The organism is Petrotoga sp. DB-2 (assembly GCF_054051725.1).
Genome location: NZ_JBSVZD010000014.1, coordinates 26,626 through 47,818 on the forward strand (window position 1 = coordinate 26,626; position 21,193 = coordinate 47,818).

At 33.5% G+C, this 21,193-nt stretch carries 19 protein-coding genes, 1 tRNA gene and 1 rRNA gene; 12 read left to right on the forward strand and 9 right to left on the reverse strand.

All coding sequences use genetic code 11. From position 1 onward, the window contains the following. Positions 1-23: 23 nt before the first annotated feature. Genes mce through ACW9JY_RS06170 form a run of 4 tightly spaced genes read right to left on the reverse strand, consistent with a single transcriptional unit; the run spans position 24 to position 3,458 of the window. Positions 24-428: a methylmalonyl-CoA epimerase gene (gene mce, locus ACW9JY_RS06155; RefSeq protein ID WP_457283724.1), complete on the reverse strand. Its 405-nt coding sequence runs from the start codon at positions 426-428 to the stop codon at positions 24-26. Then, on the reverse strand, positions 412-1,344 hold the full coding sequence (locus ACW9JY_RS06160; RefSeq protein WP_457283725.1) for an ArgK/MeaB family GTPase: 933 nt from the start codon (positions 1,342-1,344) through the stop codon (positions 412-414). The genes mce and ACW9JY_RS06160 overlap by 17 nt, the downstream gene beginning before the upstream one ends. Continuing rightward, complete coding sequence (locus ACW9JY_RS06165; protein ID WP_457283726.1) at positions 1,322-1,723, reverse strand: cobalamin B12-binding domain-containing protein; 402 nt, start codon at positions 1,721-1,723, stop codon at positions 1,322-1,324. Before ACW9JY_RS06165 ends, ACW9JY_RS06160 begins: the two co-directional genes overlap by 23 nt. 55 nt (positions 1,724-1,778) lie before the next feature. Next, entirely contained in the window at positions 1,779-3,458 is a 1,680-nt protein-coding gene (locus ACW9JY_RS06170) for an acyl-CoA mutase large subunit family protein (protein WP_457283727.1), read from the reverse strand. A gap of 294 nt (positions 3,459-3,752) precedes the next feature. On the opposite strand from ACW9JY_RS06170, the gene ACW9JY_RS06175 reads away from it, so the two are divergent. From ACW9JY_RS06175 to ACW9JY_RS06195, 5 genes are read left to right on the forward strand one after another with little or no spacing between them, the layout of a single operon-like run. Beyond that, on the forward strand, positions 3,753-4,232 hold the full coding sequence (locus tag ACW9JY_RS06175) for a hypothetical protein (protein WP_457283728.1): 480 nt from the start codon (positions 3,753-3,755) through the stop codon (positions 4,230-4,232). Then, positions 4,219-4,773, forward strand: a complete 555-nt coding sequence (locus ACW9JY_RS06180; RefSeq protein WP_103898262.1) for a DUF4416 family protein — start codon at positions 4,219-4,221, stop codon at positions 4,771-4,773. Before ACW9JY_RS06175 ends, ACW9JY_RS06180 begins: the two co-directional genes overlap by 14 nt. A 27-nt stretch (positions 4,774-4,800) precedes the next feature. Beyond that, complete coding sequence (locus tag ACW9JY_RS06185; protein ID WP_457283729.1) at positions 4,801-5,790, forward strand: AI-2E family transporter; 990 nt, start codon at positions 4,801-4,803, stop codon at positions 5,788-5,790. A gap of 6 nt (positions 5,791-5,796) precedes the next feature. After that, on the forward strand, positions 5,797-7,149 hold the full coding sequence (locus ACW9JY_RS06190) for a hypothetical protein (protein ID WP_457283730.1): 1,353 nt from the start codon (positions 5,797-5,799) through the stop codon (positions 7,147-7,149). After that, positions 7,146-8,363, forward strand: a complete 1,218-nt coding sequence (locus ACW9JY_RS06195; protein ID WP_457283731.1) for a peptidase U32 family protein — start codon at positions 7,146-7,148, stop codon at positions 8,361-8,363. The genes ACW9JY_RS06190 and ACW9JY_RS06195 overlap by 4 nt, the downstream gene beginning before the upstream one ends. Before the next feature lie 43 nt (positions 8,364-8,406). On the opposite strand, the gene ACW9JY_RS06200 is transcribed toward ACW9JY_RS06195, so the two are convergent. Together ACW9JY_RS06200 and ACW9JY_RS06205 are read right to left on the reverse strand one after the other, a co-directional pair. Next, the gene (locus ACW9JY_RS06200; protein ID WP_103077799.1) at positions 8,407-9,285 is read right to left on the reverse strand and encodes an AEC family transporter; all 879 of its coding nucleotides are present in this window, start codon (positions 9,283-9,285) and stop codon (positions 8,407-8,409) included. 31 nt (positions 9,286-9,316) lie between these two features. Further along, positions 9,317-10,195, reverse strand: a complete 879-nt coding sequence (locus ACW9JY_RS06205) for an acetamidase/formamidase family protein (RefSeq protein WP_457283739.1) — start codon at positions 10,193-10,195, stop codon at positions 9,317-9,319. Positions 10,196-10,376: 181 nt separating this feature from the next. On the opposite strand from ACW9JY_RS06205, the gene ACW9JY_RS06210 reads away from it, so the two are divergent. From ACW9JY_RS06210 to ACW9JY_RS06230, 5 genes are all read left to right on the forward strand, one after another. Further along, entirely contained in the window at positions 10,377-12,431 is a 2,055-nt protein-coding gene (locus tag ACW9JY_RS06210; RefSeq protein WP_457283732.1) for a sensor domain-containing protein, read from the forward strand. A gap of 13 nt (positions 12,432-12,444) precedes the next feature. Continuing rightward, positions 12,445-13,413, forward strand: coding sequence for an ExsB family protein (locus ACW9JY_RS06215; RefSeq protein WP_457283733.1), 969 nt, complete (start codon positions 12,445-12,447; stop codon positions 13,411-13,413). A gap of 90 nt (positions 13,414-13,503) precedes the next feature. Then, positions 13,504-14,616 (forward strand): diguanylate cyclase domain-containing protein, encoded by a 1,113-nt coding sequence (locus ACW9JY_RS06220; protein ID WP_457283734.1) that lies wholly within the window; start codon positions 13,504-13,506, stop codon positions 14,614-14,616. Positions 14,617-14,635: 19 nt separating this feature from the next. Next, complete coding sequence (locus ACW9JY_RS06225) at positions 14,636-15,979, forward strand: GntP family permease (protein ID WP_457283735.1); 1,344 nt, start codon at positions 14,636-14,638, stop codon at positions 15,977-15,979. 12 nt (positions 15,980-15,991) lie between these two features. Further along, complete coding sequence (locus tag ACW9JY_RS06230; RefSeq protein ID WP_457283736.1) at positions 15,992-17,239, forward strand: glycerate kinase type-2 family protein; 1,248 nt, start codon at positions 15,992-15,994, stop codon at positions 17,237-17,239. Between the two features lie 4 nt (positions 17,240-17,243). On the opposite strand, the gene ACW9JY_RS06235 is transcribed toward ACW9JY_RS06230, so the two are convergent. The 3 genes from ACW9JY_RS06235 to ACW9JY_RS06245 all read right to left on the reverse strand — a co-directional run bounded on the left by ACW9JY_RS06235 (position 17,244) and on the right by ACW9JY_RS06245 (position 19,001). After that, positions 17,244-17,852 carry an NUDIX hydrolase gene (locus ACW9JY_RS06235; RefSeq protein WP_457283737.1) on the reverse strand — a complete coding sequence of 203 codons (609 nt, stop codon included), beginning with the start codon at positions 17,850-17,852 and terminating at the stop codon, positions 17,244-17,246. A gap of 13 nt (positions 17,853-17,865) precedes the next feature. Further along, positions 17,866-18,813: a GAF domain-containing protein gene (locus ACW9JY_RS06240; protein ID WP_457283738.1), complete on the reverse strand. Its 948-nt coding sequence runs from the start codon at positions 18,811-18,813 to the stop codon at positions 17,866-17,868. 100 nt (positions 18,814-18,913) lie between these two features. After that, positions 18,914-19,001: transfer RNA gene (locus tag ACW9JY_RS06245), tRNA-Leu, on the reverse strand. Between the two features lie 412 nt (positions 19,002-19,413). Between ACW9JY_RS06245 and ACW9JY_RS06250 the strand changes: the two genes are divergently transcribed. Then, entirely contained in the window at positions 19,414-20,586 is a 1,173-nt protein-coding gene (locus ACW9JY_RS06250) for a type III PLP-dependent enzyme (RefSeq protein WP_103077806.1), read from the forward strand. A gap of 331 nt (positions 20,587-20,917) precedes the next feature. After that, positions 20,918-21,193, forward strand: a 16S ribosomal RNA gene (locus tag ACW9JY_RS06255); the annotation flags it as partial.

Below are 21,193 nucleotides of genomic sequence, written 5' to 3' on the forward strand. Positions count from 1 at the left end.
TTAGACCCTGCAACCCGAATTTATTATTTACGATACTCAACAAACTCGGTTAAAATACCGTTAGCAGATTTTGGATGTAAAAAGAAGACTAAACTTTCACCTGCTCCTCGATTAGGTTCATCAGATAAGGTTTTGTAACCAAGTTTTTTTGCGTTCTCCATGACCATTTTAATGTTGTCTACTTGGTATGCGATGTGGTGAAATCCCTCGCCTCGTTTTTTTAAAAAGTTTGATATTTCAGAGTCTTCTCTTGTAGGTTCCATCAATTCTATTCTAACATCTTTAATGTACAAAAAGATAACTTTTATACCCCTATCTTCAAGGATCTCTTCTGCACTCTTTTCAACGTGAAGCAAGTCCCTATATAACTTGAATGCTTCTTCTATGGAATTGACAGCAATTCCGATGTGGTCAATTTTTGTTTCCATTGTTTCCCTCCTCTTCACAGATGAATGCTATAACGTCTTTTTTAAGGGAATCGGTATCTTGATTTTCTAAAGAATAACCTTCCAAGAAATTTTCAATCAAATGGAAAAGATAGTTTTTAACGCGACTTTTTTTTCTTAAATTTTCTTTTGAATTATGGATTTGAAAGTGTTTTCTACTCGATTCTAACCATTCGTAAACTTTTTCAAATCCTTTGTTTTCAGTAGAACTAACGCCAAAAACCTTTTTATCACCTTCGTTTCTTGAATCCAAATAATTTTCTAAGTACATTAAAAACCTTTTGGAATTAGGTAGATCTATCTTATTAACAATATAGCAATCAGCTATTTCCATTATTCCTGCCTTATAAATTTGAATTTCGTCACCAGAATCAGGAGATAATATTAAAAGAGTAGTGTCACAAGCATAGAATATATCAATCTCTGATTGACCGGTTCCTACGGTTTCTATGATTATTGTATCGAAGCCAAATGCCTTCATTACATCAATAATATCATAAATTGAATTGCAAACTCCTCCCATTGCTCCTCTACTTGCTATACTTCTGATATAAACGTTAGAAGAGTTGGTTAAATCAAACATTCTTACCCTATCTCCCAAAAAAGCCCCACCACTGAAAGGGCTACTGGGATCAATCAGGATTATTCCAATATTCTGACCTTTATTGGAGTAAAATGAGACCAATCTTGAGATAAAAGAGCTTTTTCCAACGCCAGGACTCCCTGTAACACCTATTACATATGAATTTTTTGGTTGAATATCCGAATGTAATCGAGAAATTATTTCCCAGGTTTGAAAATAATTATCTTCTAATAGAGATATCATCTTCGCTAGAGCAGTTTTATTCTGGGCTTTAAATTTTGGAAGTAATTGTTCATACTTTTCTTCCCATTGCAATATCTTTCACCTTCTCGATGATTTCTTTTAAGGAAGTACCTGGGGTGAAAATTTCGATTATGCCCATTTCCTTTAGTTCCGGGATATCTTCTTCTGGAATGATTCCCCCGAGGGTCACGGGAATATCAGCTTCCTTTTCTTTTAGTAAATTTAGTATTTTTTGACATAACTTTTTGTGTGCACCTGAAAGTATAGATAAACCAATTAAATCAACATCTTCTTGTATTGCCGCTTCAACAATTTCTTCTGGGGTTCTTCTTATGCCTGTGTATATTACTTCCATTCCAGCGTCTCTTAGTGTTCTTGCTAAAACTTTGGCTCCGCGGTCATGACCATCGAGACCTGGTTTAGCTATTAATACACGGATTTTTGAACTCATTTCGAAGCTGCCTCCTTTCGATATGGCAAAGAATCAGTTAAATTAAAAATAGAAATTAGATTGTAGTACTTTCACGATACTCTCCATAAACTTCTTTTAGAATTTTTGTTATTTCACCTACTGTGGAATAGTTTTCTACACATTCTATAACATAGGGGAATAAGTTTTCCTCATTTACTGCAGCCTTTTTCAATCTATTCAAAGATTGTTCTACTTTCGTGTTATCTCTTTGCTTTTTTAAATTCTTTAACTTTTCTATTTGCTTTTCTTCTTGTTCTTCATCAACTTTTAGGATATCTATCTTTTCTTTCTTTTCAGAATTGTATTCATTAACCCCCACTATGATCTGTTCTTTGTTTTCAATTCTTTTTTGTGTTTTATAAGCACTGTTTAATATTTCTTTTTGGGGATATCCTGCTTCTATGGCTTTTACCATTCCACCTATCTCATCTATTTTTTCTAAATATTTTTGAGCTTCTTTTTCTATGTCTAAGGTTAATTTTTCTATAGCGAACGATCCCCCTAGGGGATCTACAGTTTCGCTTACCCCCATTTCGTGAGCTATGATTTGTTGTGTTCTTAAGGCGACGGTAACGGATTGTTCTGTAGGCAGTCCTAAAGCCTCATCGTAAGAGTTAGTGTGAAGTGATTGAGTGCCCCCCAAAATTGCAGCCAAAGCCTGAATTGTTACCCTTATTATGTTGTTTAAAGGTTGTTGTGCGGTTAACGTGGAACCAGCAGTCTGGGTATGAAATTTCAACTTCATCGCCTTTTCATCCGTCACACCAAACCGCTCTTTCATAATCCTTGCCCATAACTTTCTAGCGGCCCTGAATTTTGCCACTTCTTCTAAAAAGTTGTTATGGGCGTTAAAAAAGAATGAAAGGTTTGTTCCAAATTCATTTGGATCTAAACCGGCTTTAATTGCCGCCTCGACATAGGATATTCCATCTGCCAATGTAAAAGCTACTTCTTGAACCGCATTAGCACCCGCTTCTCTAATATGATAACCACTGATACTTATTAAGTTAAATTTTGGAAGGTTTTTGCTTCCATAATCAAAGATATCTACTATCAACTTCATAGATTCTTTAGGTGGAAATATGTAAGTGCCCCTTGCTATGTATTCTTTTAAAATATCATTCTGAATAGTGCCTCTGAGCTTTTCATAAGGAACACCTTGTTTTTTTGCAATAGCCATTAACATTGCTAATAAAATCATCGCAGTTGAGTTGATAGTCATTGAAACACTTACCTTATCAAGAGGGATGCCGTCGAAAAGAATCTCCATATCTCTTAATGAATCTATTGCTACTCCAACCTTTCCTACTTCCCCCTCGGACATGGGATCGTCTGAGTCAAATCCTATTTGTGTTGGTAGATCAAAAGCTATGGATAAACCTGTTTGGCCTTGTTCTAATAAGTATTTATATCTTTTGTTTGATTCTTCTGCAGACCCAAATCCTGCATATTGTCGCATAGTCCAAAATTTACCTCGATACATGGTTGGTTGTACACCTCTGGTGAAAGGGTATTCACCAGGGAAGCCTAAATCTTTAATGTAATCTAAGTTTTCTATATCTAGAGGTGTGTAAAGCCGTTCAATCTCATCTTCATATGAGGTAACAAATTCTTTTTTTCTCTCTGGGAAACGTTTTAAGGTAGGTTCTAATTTTTTCTCTTCCCATTCTTTTTTTGACTTTTCTATTTCATGGATTTTTTCTCTTTCAAACATAGGAATTTCCTCCCGTAATAAATTTTTTATGAACTATGAAAAAAATTTCATTACCCTGGGTCATTATTATTTTACCGTATTATTTTAAAATTTACAAATTTTTATTTGCAAAAAAAATTTGCTGACTAACGTAGGCAATATTGTGTTATAATTTAAAAAGCTAGTTTAAGGAGGTAAAAAACGATAAAAGCACATTTTGACAAAGACCTTAGGTCATTAATTGAGAAATCCAATTATGCCCCAAAACAAATAGCAGATAATTTAAAAATACCTTTATCCACCTTAGAAAATCTTATGAACGGAGACTTTGAGTACTTCTCCAAAGTCTCTTTGACAGATGTAGCAAAGAGATTGAGTTCTATGTTGGGTGAAGAGATAAATGTAATCTTTGAAGATGAAGAGTTAAAAGAAGAAGGCCAGCTAAAAAAGAAAGATACAACGTATAACAAACTTAGAATATTTCAATTTTTGATGGTAGCATTCTTGATCGTTAACTTAATTTTTCTTTATTTTCTAATCCAAGATTTAAGGTTTTACAATAATATACTGCAAAGAAATATATACACACTAAATATTATCAATAGGGGAACTTCTGAAATATATGTAAACAAAACTGTGGTTCCACCAAACCAGAATATTCAAATTCAACTGGCTTTTGGAGAAAATTTGGAGATACACGGTAACCAAGGTGAAACGGTTATAGAAACACCACTTGTCAAATATACTGTAAAACTGGAAGATTTTGAGGTGAGTTTGTCGTATGGGAATGACTAAAGCACCAGATCTTGTAAATTATTTGGCACATATATTTACTGCTGGAGATTCTGATTTATGGCTTTATAAAATGGGTTTGAAAGAGTTGCTCGAAAAACATTTTGGACCTATCGACTATATTTCTTCTTCATTAGATTTTCAGCGCTTTACCAATTATTATAACGAAGAAATGGGTAAAAATATACGAATTGAATCAAGGTTGGTGAGTTTTAAATATCTAAGTTCTCCCGGTTTTTTGCCGGATGCGAAATTGATAACGAATGAAATTGAGAAAAACTTTTCGGTTGATGGTAAAAGAAAAGTGAATATAGACATCGGCTATCTTCACCACACTCAATTTGTTTTAGCGAGCACAAAACACTGGGGAAATAGGATTTATATTGGCAAAGGTATATATGCGGAAATTACCTTAATGTACAATTTTGGGCAATGGGAACCTCTCAAATACACTTACGCTAATTTTAAAGATCCTGAATATTTAAATGAGTTAGATGCTATCAGAGATATTTATCTGAAGAAAAGAAAAAATTATATATCGTAATGTGATTATTAATTTTTAATAATATGGATGGTGAAAATATTGTTGTCACAAGGTGGTTGGTTGTCACTAATATATTTAGTTGTATTTCTGTTTTTGGCTCATTTTTCTCCTTTTATTATTGCAGCGTTGATTTTGGGTGTTTTTTTGTCTATGCTCATAGAAGCACCACAAAATTTGTTTTCTAAGGTTATGAATTCTAAATTATCTGCCATTTTATCTCACATACTTGTCTTAGGATTGATCTTATATGCGGCGATCACATTTTTCCCCGTTGTGATTAATGAAGGCAATAAACTATTTTCTATGCTTTCCTCTTTAACAATTCCACAAGAAGAAGCACTAGCTCAACTACCCGAATGGTTGGTTACTTTTATCAACGATTTGAACAAAAATCTTTCTGATTTTGCCTTAGGTTTGATGAACCAGCTTTTATCATCCATTCCCAATTTGATAACTTCAGCAATTGTCTTGGTGGTAACAACTGCGGCAATAGGTTCATTAAAAACAATCACGAAGAATAATTTGTGGAAACTCTACCCTGTAAACGACAGAGAGAAGGGTTTGAAATTTATGAAGGATACATACTCACAGTTTGAAAGATTTGTACATGGTCAATTTTTGACAGCTATAATGGTAGGAACTTTCATTGGGTTAACGTCTTTCATCTTTGGTATACCAAGTGCACTTTTTTTAGGTATCCTAGCTTGGATCACAGATTTTATACCCTATTTAGGAGTAGTTATTTCGGCAGTTCCTTTGTTGATGTTAGCTTTCACCGAAAACGGGTTAATCGGCCTAATAATAGGTTTAGTAATTTTAACCGCTGCCAATCAGTTAGAAATGTGGTTCTTGCATCCGAAAATACAAAGCAATGCTCTCAACTTGCATTGGTTTGTAATAATAATATCCATACTTTTATTCGGTGAGTTATTCAGCTTTTTAGGCATTCTTATCGCCCTTCCGATAGTTGTTTATATTAGAAACTTTTGGGAATATTTTGTGATAAAAATCAAGTGATACTAAATGAAAAAACTTTATTTTTTTTTAATAACCATTTTGTTGACGGTATTTAGTTTCTCATCTGCCAATCTGTTAACAGAAAATGATTCCGGATACTATTTTAAAAAGTTAGGGGAAGTCTATTTAAAATACCCTATTTATGGAGATTTAAAAAACACTCCAGAAGGGTTTGAAAATTATATACACTTTTCAATGGATTTAAAATACGAAGATAGAATCATGTATAATTTTAACCTATCTGGAGGCTGGTATAGAAGCACAGATATAAACGAAGTCTTATTCAGGGATTTTGTTTTAGAAAACGGAAATTTATTCACATTTGGAATCAAAAACTATTATAGCGATTATTTTTATGCACAGTTCATCGCTGATTTCAGATTGGGTGATACATCCTACTTTACATATGAAAATTACAACCTTTTCAACCTGCCATCTTTGATTTATATCTCTTTGGATTTTCCCACTTATTCTTATTTATCTTACAATAAAGAAGATCTTAGCTTTTTGGTGGGAAGGGTTCCTCTTTCATACGGTCCTATGAAATACAACCTCGTCTTATCAGATAACTCTCCTTATTATGACACTTTGGTTATTTCTTATTCTTTTAATGATGAATTCGATTACGATTTCTCTGTTTTATCTATGGTGCCTTTGCTTTCAAAAGAAGAGTATGCTGCGATGGATGACGAGTTTATTGCCTTTAGAAATGCTTTTTACAATGGTTTGAATTATAATCCAAACGAAAAACTTTATTTGGGAATAAGCTCATTGAATCAGGTGGCGGGAGAGTTGCCTAATCCTGTAAATGTGTTTATAAAATCAGATGTGGGTGTATATGGTGGGTATATGAAGATTATCCCTTTTTGGGATATAAATATAGATACTGAGTATGCGTTTAATTATGACACAAATAGCAGTGGTTATGGTTTAGGACTTTCGAAGATTTTTGATTGTGAAGGTGCTAAATTTAAAATTGGTGTTGAAAGATACGAAGTACAAGATAACTTTTTTTCAAGTGAGTATCCCTACGATAATTTATACTACAGAACTATAGCTCTATCTTCCGACCCTGGTGCCAGAATTTTTTTTGACTATCCTTTTGGTTTCAAGTATGGAGAGGATTCCAAAATTAATAGTGTTGATTTAACCTTAGCCTTTGAAAAAGGTTACTTCAGTTATATCTGGGATCATGGAACGAACTCAAAAGGTATGATCAACAGCAATATTTTTCGTTTCTTGTTTGATACCAGGATAGGAGATTTTGAATTGAAATGGAAATCTTTGAAGAATGGTGAGGAAGAATTTGAGACGTTTTTGATATCTTATTTATTCGAGGTGAACTTTTTATTGCCATGAAAAAAGTTGAGTTGTTATCCCCTGCAGGAAACTACGAAAAATTGGAAACTGTATATCACTATGGTGCCGATGCCGCATACATTGGTGGAAAAATTCTAAATTTAAGGGCATTTTCCAAAAATTTTGAAGATGAAGAATTGGAAAAGGCGGTAAAATTGGCTAGAAAATTACAAAAGAAACTCTTTGTAACTCTCAATGCAATACCCCACAATTCTGAATTGGAACTCTTACCTGATTATGTAAATTATTTGGAAAGTTTAAATGTTGATGGGGTAATAGTTGCGGATTTGGGTGTATTTAATATTGTTAAAAGAATATCAAACTTACCTTTGATCGTAAGCACTCAAGCAAGTAACACCAATTGGGCTAGTGTTTCCATGTGGAGAGATCTAGGGGCTAAGAGGGTCATATTGGCAAGAGAACTTTCATTAAGAGAAATATCAGAAATCAGAGAAAAAGTTCCAGATATAGAAATTGAAGTATTCATCCATGGAGCGATGTGTGTATCTATTTCAGGCAGATGTCTATTAAGTAATTACTTAACGGGACGAGATGCCAACAGAGGCCAATGTACACAGCCCTGTAGATGGAAATACTATCTAATGGAAGAAAAAAGACCTGGGGAATATTTTCCTGTGTTTGAAGATGAAAGAGGAACTTACATTATGAATTCTAAAGACCTTTGTACTGTTGATTTTCTCGACAAAATAATCGAAACCGGGGTTGATAGTTTAAAGATAGAAGGAAGGATGAAAAGTAGTTATTATGCAGGAATGACGACTAAAGTATACAGGCAAGCAATAGATAGTTATTACAACAAAGAATACACTAAAGAACTTATCGATTGCTTAAAAAAAGAACTCGAAAGTGTTAGTCACAGAGAGTACACATCAGGTTTTTATTTTCATAAACCAGATGAAAACTCCCAAAATTATAAGACTTCGTCCTACATTAGAAATTACAAATTTGTGGGGAAAATTATAGAAAAGATATCTGAAGATCAATATGTTGTTGATGTCAGGAATAAGATAGAAAAGGGTGAAGAATTAGAGATTGTAACCAAAAAAGGTGAAAATACTAAAGTATTATTGGATCAAATAGTAAATCTTGAAGATGGTTGTTTAATTGAAAGTGCTAATCCAAATCAAAAAATTATTTTGAAGGAGTATAATTCCCTGGACGTCGGTGATTTAATCCGAGTCCCTATAAGGTAGAAAATTGTGAACAATAATTGTTTTAAAAAATGACAAGAGTTTATCAAAACCCCATTATCGCTGTTACAACAAATACAATTATGAAAGAAATAAGAGTTGTCAGACTCACGAAACTGCTAGCGAGTTCGGAGTCATAGTTGTTTTTTACCGAATAAACGATCGCCATCATTGCACTTGGTAGCAATGGGGAAAGAAAAAGAGAAATTCTTTGCAGTTCTGTACTTACAGGGATTAGTAAAGTGAATAACGAAACTATAAGCCCCAATAAATACTTTGTGGTTACAGAAATCGTTAAGATCCTTCTGTGAGCTTTTAGAGATACTATATTGAAATAAAATCCTACTAAAAACATTATCAAAAAATTATTGGCATCTTTTATAACCATCATAGGTGAAAGTACGAATTCAGGTAAATTAACGCCGTTTAGGAGAAATGCTAAAATTAAAGCTATAAAAGGAGGAAATTCAAACAGATCTACAATGTGGAACTTGCCTCCTTTCCCTTCAGCAACAGACTTGCCAACTCCAAATACGATAAAACTGTTTCCTAAGTCGTAAAGTGCAAAGTAAGTTATGGATTCAATGCCCCATAACATTTCTGCCAAAGGGTACATGAAAAGGCCAATATTCAATCCACAAAAAGCTAATAGTATTACTGTACTTATTTTTACATCTTCGATTTTTAAAGTTCTTAATAAAAATTTTCCACCCCAAAAAATCAGCAAACCACCTAAAAAACCTATCAGAACAAAAAATAATTTGGATAAATCTATTTGAGATGAAGTTATACCTATGAATACAGTCATGGGAAGTGTAAAATTGATTATCAAAGTTGTTAGAATATCACCCGTATTTTCAGGTAAAAATCTTTTAGATATGTTTCCTATGGTTGCTATTATTACGAAGTTTATAAGTGCCGTCACAAACTTACTCTCCTTTTATTGCTGAAAATATCTATTTTAGGAATTCTAACGGTAGTTCCATTCTTACAGTTTTTAAAGGATCAACCACTTGGCAAATCTGAAGATTTCCAATAGCGCTAAGCAAGAACATAGCTTTTTCTTTACTCAATTTATATTCTTGGCACAAAAAATGCACCATATTTTTTGTAGCTGTAATGGAAGCTTCATCTAAAGATGGCTTGGAAGCTAATGTATAAATATTTTTTTCAGTTTTCACCATAGGCAATTTCCAATCCTTGTCTTTTATTATATTGAATGAAACGAATACTTCAGCCGGAATTTCGACACCTGTTACGCAAACTTCTCCATCGCCCATAGCGGCATGTAAATCGCCTAAAGCAAATAAAGCTCCTTCAACATGTACAGGTAGGTACACGGTAGTTCCTTCTCCAATGATATTACAATCCATGTTTCCACCATGCTCTCCAGGTGTACCACAAGGGATACTTCCTTCTTTAGGAGCGGTACCAATAACCCCTATCATAGGTTTTAAAGGGATTTCGTAGTCGTATAGAAAAGCTTTGTTTTCCTTTATTGGCACTATTTTTATAAAACTTCGTTCAAAAGCATCTCCTAAAACTCCCATATCTTTGCCCGTCAACATTACACCGTAATCTCGAGTTATTTTTATATTTTCTATATTAACTTCTAAAATGTCTCCCTCTTTTGCCCCTTCAATGAAAAGAGGACCTGTAGCTGGATTAACTTTTTCCCAGTTTATTGACTCGAAAGGCTGGTTCTCAGATCTTATTTCATCACTTAAAGCATCTTTTGTCTCTATGCAGATTTTTTCTTTGGGTTTAACTTTAGCTATAGGAGTATTTGTTTTAGAAAAATTAAATATAGAGTTTTCTTTTTTAATTTTCATCAACATTGATCACCTCTTTTGGTATTTTCTGTAAATTAAAGAAATACTTTTTAAATTTTTATTTTTATTTATATTTAAATTAAAAAGAATATAATATAATCAGAGTATATTTTATCATACAAATTTTAATTATCTATTACTATAAAAGGTTCACAAAAAATAATTTTCAAAAAAAGAGGTTAGTATGGATATTGATGAAAAGGCAGTTAAAGAATTATTAGATATGTATGAGTCCGCCTCAGAGATGTATACAGGAGCAATAATGCGAATAGATCTGTCAAATAGGAAGATCTTGTATTCAGAAAATTTGAAACAAATAACTGGTGTTGGGAAAAACGAACTTCCCAATAATCTAGATGAATTATTAGCTCTTATAAAAGAAGAAGATGTTCAAAAGTTAACCGATAAAGTTTATAACAGTGAATACGAGACTGAGTGGACGTTGAGAGTTTCTCTGAAAAGGAATAAAGAAGGTTTTAATACCTTTGATTTAATCGGAAAGAGAAAAAGAAAGTATGATAAAGATGTTTTATACATTTTGGTTCGCAATCCTGATCAAAACTTTGGATTGATGAGCCCAGATACACTTTTTCCAAAAGAGATGTTTGACACTCCATCTCAGGCTATAGTTATAACTGATAAAAATAACAAAGTAGTAAGGGTAAACAAAGCTTTTTTGGAAATGACTGGCTATACTCTTGATGAGGTTATAGGGCAAAATCCTCACTTTTGGGCTTCAAATATGCATGATAAGAATTTTTATGAGCAGATGTGGCACGAACTTAAATCAAAGGGATTTTGGAGCGGGAGATTAATAGACAGAAAAAAGAATGGTGAAACGTTAGTCTGTTATTCAAATTTCTTCGAAATTAAAGGATACAACAACAAAGTAATAGGTTATATGGTTATTAATACTGATATTACTAGTAGGGTTAAAAAAGAAGAAGAAATATTGAGAGTGATGAAGCATGATTCTTTGACAGGGTTACCAAACATGAAAGGATTAATGGAAAGAATAGAAAAAGTTCTGCAAAAAAATTCAGAAGAAAATAAATTTGCCATTTTAGTAGTGAAAATTGATGATTTACATGAGTTAATTGATCTTTATGGTTTAGAAACGATGAATTGCGTTATAAAAGAGGTAGTAAAGAAAATTACCGAAATTGCTGGCAAACGATACTTTGTTTCAGTAATTTCGAAAGATGAGTTTGCTTTTTTTGGAGCTTTTGAAGGTATAGATGAGTTAGAAAGTCTCGCAACCAACCTTTTAAATAAGTTATCAACACCTGTTCAAATATTTGGCGAAAGAATTTTTTTGAAAGTAAAGATAGGTATAAGTAACTATCCAGTAGATTCAACAAATCCTGAAGATTTAATAAATCAGGCTGAAATGGCTTTAAAAAATTCAATGAGACAATCTATCAATTTTTATTCACCCGAATTATCGAAAATTTTTGGATTTGAAAAGAAAGTCGAAGATGAGATAAATTTAGCATTAGATAATAATGGACTATTGATGTACTTTCAGCCGCAAATAGACACAAAAGAGATGAATATAATAGGTGCCGAGGCTTTAATTAGACTGCAAAAAGCGGATGGTTCCATTTTGTCTCCAAACGTATTTTTAGGTATTGCTAAAAAGAAAGCACTCATGGAGAGGATCGATCAATTTGTTTTAGAAGAAGCAGTGAAGAGTGTTGGCGCTATAAACGAATCATTGAATAAAAACATAAGGATTTTTTTCAATGTCTCAAAATCATTTTTTGAAAGAGAGGATTTTTTATATAGCATTGAAAGTATGTTGCATAGATATAATTTAAACCCTTCTTACTTAGGAGTGGAACTTATAGAAGATCTATTCATTGAAGATTTTTATTTGGCTCAGAAAAAAGTAGAAGCTTTGAAAGAAATAGGATTAAAGATAGCCCTTGATGATTTTGGAACAGGATTTTCTTCTCTTTCCTATTTAAATAAATTGGATATTGATAAGATAAAAATAGATAAAAGTTTTATTGATAATATTTTACATGACGAGACGTCTCAAAGGTTAGTATCAAGTATTATTTCAATGTCTAAAAGCTTAGGATTTGAAGTTATTGCAGAAGGTGTAGAAAATAAAGAACAGTTATTGTTTCTTCAAAAGGAAGGGTGCTACGAGGTACAAGGTTATTATTTTAGTAAGCCTTTACCCTTTGAGCAGTTCAAACTTTTTCTTAAAAGAGAAAGAATTAGGATATAAACGGGAGAGGGAAATGACAACAACGATTGAAGAAAAAATAGATTCTATAAAAAAGGAAATGAAAGAGATAATAGGTAACAAACATTTGTATATAGCTTTTTCTGGAGGTATGGACAGTACTGTTGTGGCATTGCTTGCAAAAGATATTTTGCCCCAAAGTAAGATTACTTTGGTGAACGTTTGCTTTGGAGGTTATTCTTACTCAAAAGGATTAGAGGCCGTTTTAACCTTATCCAAACAGTTGGGTTTAAAATTGTTTTTTTCACGTGGTGAAGAAGAACAGGAAGAGATAATGTACCATGGTCCAAATTGTAATCAATGTACAAGGGTTGTAAAAATCCAAAAGGTAAAGCAGTTTTCTTATAAGGGAATAGTCGCTTCAGGTGCAAACTTATCTGATTCATGGGGTAATACTGGGATTAAGTTTTTTGACGGAATATACTCTCCCCTTTTAAATTTGAACAAAGAAGAAATCCAGGAGATTTTAAAGTACTATAATATAACGATACCAAAAATTGGGGAGAATAAAATACGAGAGGGATGTAAGTACAAGCATTTATTAAAAATGTCTGTAAATAGAGATTATCATTCAAGAGCAGATATCATTGCCAACGAAGTGATTCACGATGTGCTTGATTTTTACGATGTTCAAAGAGAGATCGCAAACGTTAAAATCATCGGCCCTCTTTCAAAAAATATTGCTCTGATTAATGTTAAACCTTTACCCTCTAAAAAAATTTTAGAAGAGATAAAAAATCTCCTTCAGAATGAAGAAACAATAGATTTTGTGGATATAGTAGATACTGCTTTAAAGCTCAAGATTTTGGTAAATCCAGGTATATATAACAACGAAGAGTCGAAATACTGGATATTAAATGGGAGATTGGCTCCGGAATTTGCTATGCCCATAACTGCTGAATGGATAAAAAGCTCAAACTACAAACTCTGGACTTTCGCTGTAGTGGATTATAATAAGCTATAAAAAACGGCAATTCTACCCCTTTGGATAGAATCGTGATATAATGTTAAGGTAAAAAAATTTATACTATAATTGGTGGTTGAGGGAGATTGTATGGTATATATAATTATCATTTCTATTGTACTTTTGTTTATATTGGTCTATGTTTTCTACACGGGGATAAAAACCGCTATCTATGTTCGAAGAATTGTTAATGAAAAAGATAAACCACCTGCTTTCATCCCTCCTGATCCAAAAAAAGTTATAAGGGAACGCTTTAAAAGTTCTCTTTTTGAAACGGCTATTACCTGTTTAGAAAACGAGGTTGAAAAGGATTGTGCACTTGAATCTATCATTGAAAAGTTACCACTCTTTTTAAAAGCCGATTCTTGGAGTTTTTTATTGACTCCCGATAACGATGAATGGAGATTTTTATTCTGGTCGAAGAATTTAGACTTTCTCCCTTTAGAGGAATTAGCCTCAGAAATACAGATTAACGGGGAACATATAAAAGAAGTAATTGATACAAAAAAAATACTTTTCATAAAGGACACTAAAAAGAATAACTTGTGGAATCAAAAGCATAGCCTGTCTAAGTCTTGGTTAGGCATACCGATTATGGTAAAAAATGAAATAATAGGTGTTTTGAATGTTGATTGGTTTAAGCAAGTAAAGGTATCGCCATTTGAAAAAGAATTAATAAATTACTTTTTAGAAGATATAGATAGAGTCTTAAAAACTGTTTTTTCTGTGAACGAACAGTTTCTAAGTTCAGATTTAGATATACTAACCCAAGTGTATAATAGAAAAGCCCTTGAAAAATATATCTCTCAACATAAATCCAATACTTCAAAAAAGGCGGTTATTTTTCTGGACTTTGACAATTTTAAAAAGATTAACGATAATTTTGGTCACACCATAGGGGATCAAGCTTTAAAAATTCTTACAAAGAGAATTCAAAATTCTATTAAATCTGATGATTTAATCTTTAGGTACGGAGGAGACGAATTTGTTATAATAATAAATGAAATAACTGAGAACAATAGTATTGATATAATAATACAAAGGATCAAATCAACAGTTAAAACTCCAATAACGTTCAACGATATATTGATAATATCTTCTATAAGTACAGGTTACTGTCTTGTTCCGAAAGAAGCTCCTGATATTGAGAAAGCCATTGAAATAGCCGATAAAAGAATGTATTTGGAAAAAGAAAGATATTAATATTAAGGGGGTATTACTAATGGGTATATGGCTGATCATTTTGTTGGTTTTATCTGTTATTTTTATAATTTTTGCAACTGCAAGGTTAACTCTGCACCCTTTCTTAGTTTTGTTGTTCACTGCTGTTTTGTTCGGTATTTTTTCTGGAATGAGTTTGACGGAAATAGTTGATTCAATTACCGGTGGTTTTGGAGGAACGCTTGGAAGTATAGGCATAGTGATCGCTGCTGGTACGATAATCGGTACTTTCCTTGAAAAGTCTGGTGGTGCTTTTAAGATGGCTGAAGCTACTTTAAAATTAACTGGGGAAAAGAGAGTTCCGTTGGCTATGGCTATAATAGGTTATATAGTTTCCATACCTGTTTTTTGTGACTCTGGATTTGTAATCCTTTCTCCTTTAAATAGGGCTGTTACGAAGAGGGCAAAGTTCTCCCTTGCAGCTACTGGTCTTGCCCTGAGTCTTGGATTATATGCTACACATACGATGGTTCCACCTACCCCAGGACCCATAGCAGCCGCTGGGATCTTAGGTGCGGATTTGGGGATGGTTATATTGATTGGGTTGATAGTTTCTATTCCTGCCATGCTCATAGGCGTATTATATGCCAATATAATGGGCAAAAGAATATATATTGAACCCGAACCAGAATTAAGCGATGTCGAGATAGAGGAAAGAACTAAGAAAGCTCCTTCGACTTTTAATTCTTTCATGCCCATAGTTGTGCCTATCATATTGATTCTTTTAAAATCAATTTCTGATTTCCCAACCAGACCTTTTGGGGATAGCGCTGTTAGAAGCTTTTTTGGGTTCGTTGGTAATCCGGTAATCGCTCTTTTAATTGGAGTTTTAATAGCTTTCACTTTACCTAAAAAATTAGATAAAAAGATGCTTTCTTCAAGTGGTTGGGTAGGTGAAGGGTTGATGAATGCTGCATCTATTATTTTGATAACGGGAGCTGGTGGTGCATTTGGAAAAGTTTTACAAAATTCAGGAATTGCAGATGTATTAGGAGAAGGTTTAGCAACAGCTAATTTGGGTATTTGGCTACCATTTATCGTAGCTGCAGCGATTAAATCTGCCCAAGGTTCTTCAACTGTTGCTATAATAACTACTGCTTCTTTAATGGCTCCATTGATGAACTCTCTAGGTTTGACCACACCTGCTGCAATAGCGTTGTCTGTTGTTGCAATTGGAGCTGGATCCATGGTGGTATCTCATGCTAACGATAGTTATTTCTGGGTTGTTTCACAATTTTCAAGAATGAGTGTCAATCAAGCTTATAAACTTCAAACGCTGGGAACTTTGGTGGAAGGAGTCTCGGCGGCAATTATTATATGGATTATGAGTTTAATAATTTTGTAAGGAGTTGATTGTTTGAAAAATTTACGTGAAGATGCCTTTAGGATAATAAAAAATTCAATAGATTCTGTTTTACCAGAAAAAGCTGTTCAACAAGAACTTGAGAAAATGAGTTTAGAAGATAATATTCACATAGTTGCTATAGGAAAAGCTGCTTGGAGGATGGCTAAATCAGCAAAAGATTTTTTAAAGGATAAGGTAAAAGATGGAATAGTTATAACAAAATATGGACATTCTCAAGGTACAATAGAAAGCCTACAAATATATGAAGCGGGTCACCCTATTCCAGATGAGAATGCTATAAAATCTACAAAGAAAGCTATAGAATTGGTACAAAATTTACGCGAAAACGATGTTGTACTATTTCTTGTTTCTGGAGGAGGATCAGCCCTTTTTGAAATTCCAGTTGAGGGTGTTACTTTAGAAGACATAAAAAATGTAACAGATATGTTGTTAAAATCTGGAGCAAATATAGTGGAAATAAATACGGTGAGAAAGCATCTCTCTCGAGTTAAAGGAGGGAATTTTGCGAAGTTAGTTGAGCCTGCCAAAATATATTCTCTTGTTCTATCTGATGTGTTAGGGGATAGATTGGATAGCATAGCATCTGGTCCTGCATACCCTGATTCTACCACCCTCGAAGATGTGGAAAAAATAATAAAAAAATATGACTTACAACTTTCAGAAAAGATCTTACATGCCCTAAAAAATGAGACTCCAAAACATCTAGATAACGTTGAAACAAGGATTATTGGTAGTGTAACTAAGGTTTGTGAAAGTGCTGTCAAAATTGCTCAGAATTTAGGATACAACACTATGATTTTAACAACTACCCTGGACTGTGAAGCAAAAGAAGCTGGCTCATTTTTAGCTGCCATAGTTAGAGAGGAAAAAGAAAGAGAAAGACCTTTAAACACTCCTTGTGCAATAATTTTAGGAGGAGAAACGGTAGTTCATGTTAGAGGAAATGGTAAGGGAGGAAGGAATCAAGAGCTCGTTTTATCCGCAGCTCAAGGTATTAAGGGGTATCAAGAAGTTTTAATAGCTTCAGTAGGAACAGACGGAACTGATGGCCCAACGGATGCGGCCGGTGGAATAGTTGATGGAGAAACGGTTAACAGATTACAAGAGAAAGGAATAGATGTTGAAAAGGTATTAAATAACAACGACTCATATCATGCCCTACAAAGTGTTGACGGTCTAGTTATAACAGGTCCTACCGGCACAAATGTAAATGATTTAACTTTTATACTCTGTAATTGAATAGTCAATGTCTCAATTTCTTAATAAACTCGTACGTTAATCTGGCGGTGATGCCCCAAATAATTCTATCTTCGTAAACATAGAAATAAACAGGGTATTTACCAACTCTCCAGTTATAATCTTTTCCATTAGGGATAAGATCATAAGGGAAACCTTCATCTATTTCGTTTGTAAGATAAGTGTTATGAACTAAAGGTTCATGAGCTAAGAAATATTCTAAAGGTACAGTAAATACTTCTTCCACTTCTTCATTAGGTTTTATTGTGTTGACGTTTATATTCAAAAAACCAACATATGAATATATTAAATAATTAAAGGGAGTGAGGAGATAATCCGCAGCTCCCAATATTTCTACGTTATTTGGTTGTAAATTCAATTCTTCACAACTTTCTCTAATGGCTGCATTTTTTGGAGTTTCGTTGGCCTCAATTTCTCCTCCAGGGAAAGAAACTTCTCCAGGTTGTCTCACTAAAGTTTTTGATCTCAATTCGTATAAAAGGTGTAAAGAGTTGTCTTTTTGTATCAAAGAAATCAATACAGAAAAGCATTTTTCTACTCCTATAGGTTTTGGAGAATAATCTTTAAAAATTTCTTTAATTTTATCTAGATTCACATAATCACCTTATTTACCAAAATCTTTCAGAAAGTAGTTTTGCAATAGCCTCCAAAAATGATCGATCATCTTGATTAAAAGGGGCTTTTTCGTGACTATCAATATCTATTTCACCAACAATATTTCCCTTTTTATCAAATATGGGAACAACAATTTCCGCCTGTGTTTTTGGGCTGCATGAAAGATAGTTCTCTTCTTTGCTAACATCATCAACAACGAAAGTTGCTTTTGTACTCGCCGCTTGTCCACAGATTCCTTGTCCAAACTTTATTTTTGTGTGTTCTGTTGACTCTCCAACAAAAGGTCCTAATACAAGCGAATTACCATCTCTCTCATCGACTAGATAAAAACCTACCCAATTATAATAAGGTATCCTTTCAGCTAACAATTGAGAAATTAATTTTAAAATACTCTGCTTATCGTTATAATTTTTTTCACTGATAATAGTTTTTATCTTATCGTATAAAATCCAAAAGTCGGCTTTTTTCTTATTGGGTGTTGTAGAATTAATGAATTCCATTATTGCTTCTTCTATTAAGCTTTTTGGATCGATCTTATCCCTGTTGAAATAAAAATAAAGTATATCTACACCAATTATTGTTCCTTTGAATGATTCTAAAAATTCGTAAGGGCTCTCACCCATAAATACAGTTAAATAAACCGCATAATCTCCCCTGTCAAGTTGAAACTTTTCAGAGGATTTTGTCAGATCCTTGATGATATCAGCTTTTAAATCTTTTATAATTTCTTGCTTGTACCAAAAAGCCTTGTCAAGTTCCCTTCTTCCAATTTTTTTAAATTTTTCAACAATCTCATCTTCTTTGATACCTTTTTTTTCTTGATAAAGATTTATAAAATCTAAAGTTCTCTTGTAATCCTGCCAAAATAAATTCCACTTTTCTTTTGGATAAGTTAATATTTCAAAAAAATAATCAGTAAAATCTCTAAAAACGCTTCTCATTAATACAATGGACCTCCTTTTGATTTTCCGACAATTATTTAAATTATATCAAAATTCAATCATAAAATAAAAAAAACCACCTTTTCTTAAAAAAGGTGGATGGTGCCGAGGGCGGGACTTGAACCCGCACGGACTAAAAGCCCATAAGATCCTGAATCTTACGCGTCTACCAATTCCGCCACCTCGGCTTATTAACTGCTATTCGTTTAAATTATACCACTACAAAGGAATTTTGTGAATACCTTTCGGGATATTTAATAATGTAACTTAGCATAATTATATATTAACTAAATAAATGTTTGTGCGTTACTTTTTGTGTATTAAATATTCAATTGTAAATTTATGATTTTTGAAATTGGGATTCTCCAAAAACCAAATACTTTAGAAATAAAATTGTTTTCAAAAATTAGATTTAGATTTTTAAAGGGTAAACCCTTTTGCAGTTTTGTGCAAAAAGCTTTTTTAAAATAAACTTTGATTTTGAACTTGGGGATCTTAAGGGGTTTACCCCTTAACGATTGGGTGAAAGGGCGCTATATACGAAGTTTTAGAGTTTCTAAAGGCAGTATAATCCAAAAAAACTTAGGGAGGTTGGATAAATTGGAATTAACGCAACTCATAAGAGAAGCGGCAAAAACTCTTGAAACACCTTTTTTAGTGTTAGATACTAATTATGTAAAGGAAAATTATTACAAGCTCAAAAATTCAATCAACGATGTCGAAATTTTTTATGCGGTAAAAGCCAATTCACATCCTAGCATACTTGAAACATTAAGAGATTTAGGAGCTTCTTTTGATGTTGCATCAAGAGGGGAAATAGAAAAATTAATGAAGTTGGGAATTTCTACAGATAAAATGAGTTTTGGAAATACCATAAAGAAAGAAAAAGATATAAAATTTGCCTGGGATAATGGAGTCGAATATTTTGCAGTAGATGCAGAAATGGAAGTCGAAAAAATTGCAAGAAACGCTCCAGGTGCGAAAGTATATGGAAGATTGTCAATGAGTTCCAATGATTCGGATTGGCCACTGTCAGGTAAATTTGGAACAGATGTCGATCATTTAATAGAAATCCTCAAATATGCAAAAAGAAAAGGCCTAATACCTTATGGGGTATCTTTCCACGTTGGCTCACAATCATATAACAAATACAAGTGGAAGGAAGCAATTTTGAATGCCAGCGAGGTTTTTGAAAAACTTCACAAGCAAAAGATTGATTTAAAAATGTTGAATCTAGGTGGTGGCATTCCAGTAAAACATACAAAACCAGTTCCGGAAGTAGAAGAAATTGGAGAAGTAATAAATGAATCGATCAAAGAGTATCTTGGTTGGGTGGAAGGATTAAGAGTTTTATCTGAACCCGGAAGGTCTATGGTTGGGAATGCTGGAATAATTGCATCAAGAGTACTTTTAAGAGGCAGAAAGGGTACACAAAACTGGGTGTTTTTAGATACTGGGGTTTTTCACGGTTTAATGGAAACCATTGAAAATTTCAGGTATGAAGTGTTGGTGGAAGGTAAAGAGTATTCCGAGACAACAACTATGACCTTAGCTGGCCCTACCTGTGACAGTGTAGATACTATCTACGATGAAATTGAGTTACCAATCGATATTGATTATAATGATATAGTATATTTCATAAATACAGGTGCTTACACCAATGAATATGCGACATCCTTTAACGGTATAGAACCACTTAAAGTATACACAGTCGAAGATTTAGAAGCTTTGTTAAAAAACAATATACTATTAATGGAAGAAGTACAAAGCTAATTGCGTAAAATTTATATGAGGCCTGGTTTTAAAGGCCTCATTTTTTCAAATACAAGATCAATGTTTTCGAATAAAGGATTCGGACAAAATTATCAATTCACAATAATTTTCAAATAAGTTCATAAAAAAGAAATTGACAAAGTAGAGAGAGATGTGGTAATATATACAACGCTGATGGATGAAAAGGAAAAAGAGCAGATGAAAAAAGCGTAGAGGATTTGTTGAGAATGGAGTTTGCTTTACGGAGCGAACGAAGAGACAGTGAATATAGTAGAGAGATTCTCAACGAGAGTTGGTCTTTGAAAAGTAGATAGAGGAGACTGAAGAGTTTAGGATGAAGGGTTTGATCCTGGCTCAGGGTAAACGCTGGCGGCGTGCGTAACACATGCAAGTCGGACGGGTTATGCTTCTTCGGAAGTATAATCAGTGGCGAACGGGTGAGTAAAAGGTAGGGACCTACCCCGAGGACAGAGATAGCTACTGGAAACGGTAGGTAAACTCTGATAAGCCCGAGAGGGGAAAGTGGAAGGCAGCCTTGGGATGGACCTACTATCCATCAGGTAGTTGGTGAGGTAAAGGCTTACCAAGCCGATGACGGATAACCGGT

Coding starts and splice junctions, on each gene's coding strand:
- ACW9JY_RS06185 (WP_457283729.1), top strand. CDS start 4,801: ATGGTGAAAATATTGTTGTCACAAGGTGGTTGGTTGTCACTAATATAT.
- ACW9JY_RS06165 (WP_457283726.1), bottom strand. CDS start 1,723: ATGAGTTCAAAAATCCGTGTATTAATAGCTAAACCAGGTCTCGATGGT.
- ACW9JY_RS06215 (WP_457283733.1), top strand. CDS start 12,445: ATGACAACAACGATTGAAGAAAAAATAGATTCTATAAAAAAGGAAATG.
- ACW9JY_RS06240 (WP_457283738.1), bottom strand. CDS start 18,813: ATGAGAAGCGTTTTTAGAGATTTTACTGATTATTTTTTTGAAATATTA.
- ACW9JY_RS06195 (WP_457283731.1), top strand. CDS start 7,146: ATGAAAAAAGTTGAGTTGTTATCCCCTGCAGGAAACTACGAAAAATTG.
- ACW9JY_RS06190 (WP_457283730.1), top strand. CDS start 5,797: ATGAAAAAACTTTATTTTTTTTTAATAACCATTTTGTTGACGGTATTT.
- ACW9JY_RS06210 (WP_457283732.1), top strand. CDS start 10,377: ATGGATATTGATGAAAAGGCAGTTAAAGAATTATTAGATATGTATGAG.
- ACW9JY_RS06170 (WP_457283727.1), bottom strand. CDS start 3,458: ATGTTTGAAAGAGAAAAAATCCATGAAATAGAAAAGTCAAAAAAAGAA.
- ACW9JY_RS06220 (WP_457283734.1), top strand. CDS start 13,504: ATGGTATATATAATTATCATTTCTATTGTACTTTTGTTTATATTGGTC.
- mce (WP_457283724.1), bottom strand. CDS start 428: ATGGAAACAAAAATTGACCACATCGGAATTGCTGTCAATTCCATAGAA.
- ACW9JY_RS06225 (WP_457283735.1), top strand. CDS start 14,636: ATGGGTATATGGCTGATCATTTTGTTGGTTTTATCTGTTATTTTTATA.
- ACW9JY_RS06175 (WP_457283728.1), top strand. CDS start 3,753: ATGAACGGAGACTTTGAGTACTTCTCCAAAGTCTCTTTGACAGATGTA.
- ACW9JY_RS06180 (WP_103898262.1), top strand. CDS start 4,219: ATGGGAATGACTAAAGCACCAGATCTTGTAAATTATTTGGCACATATA.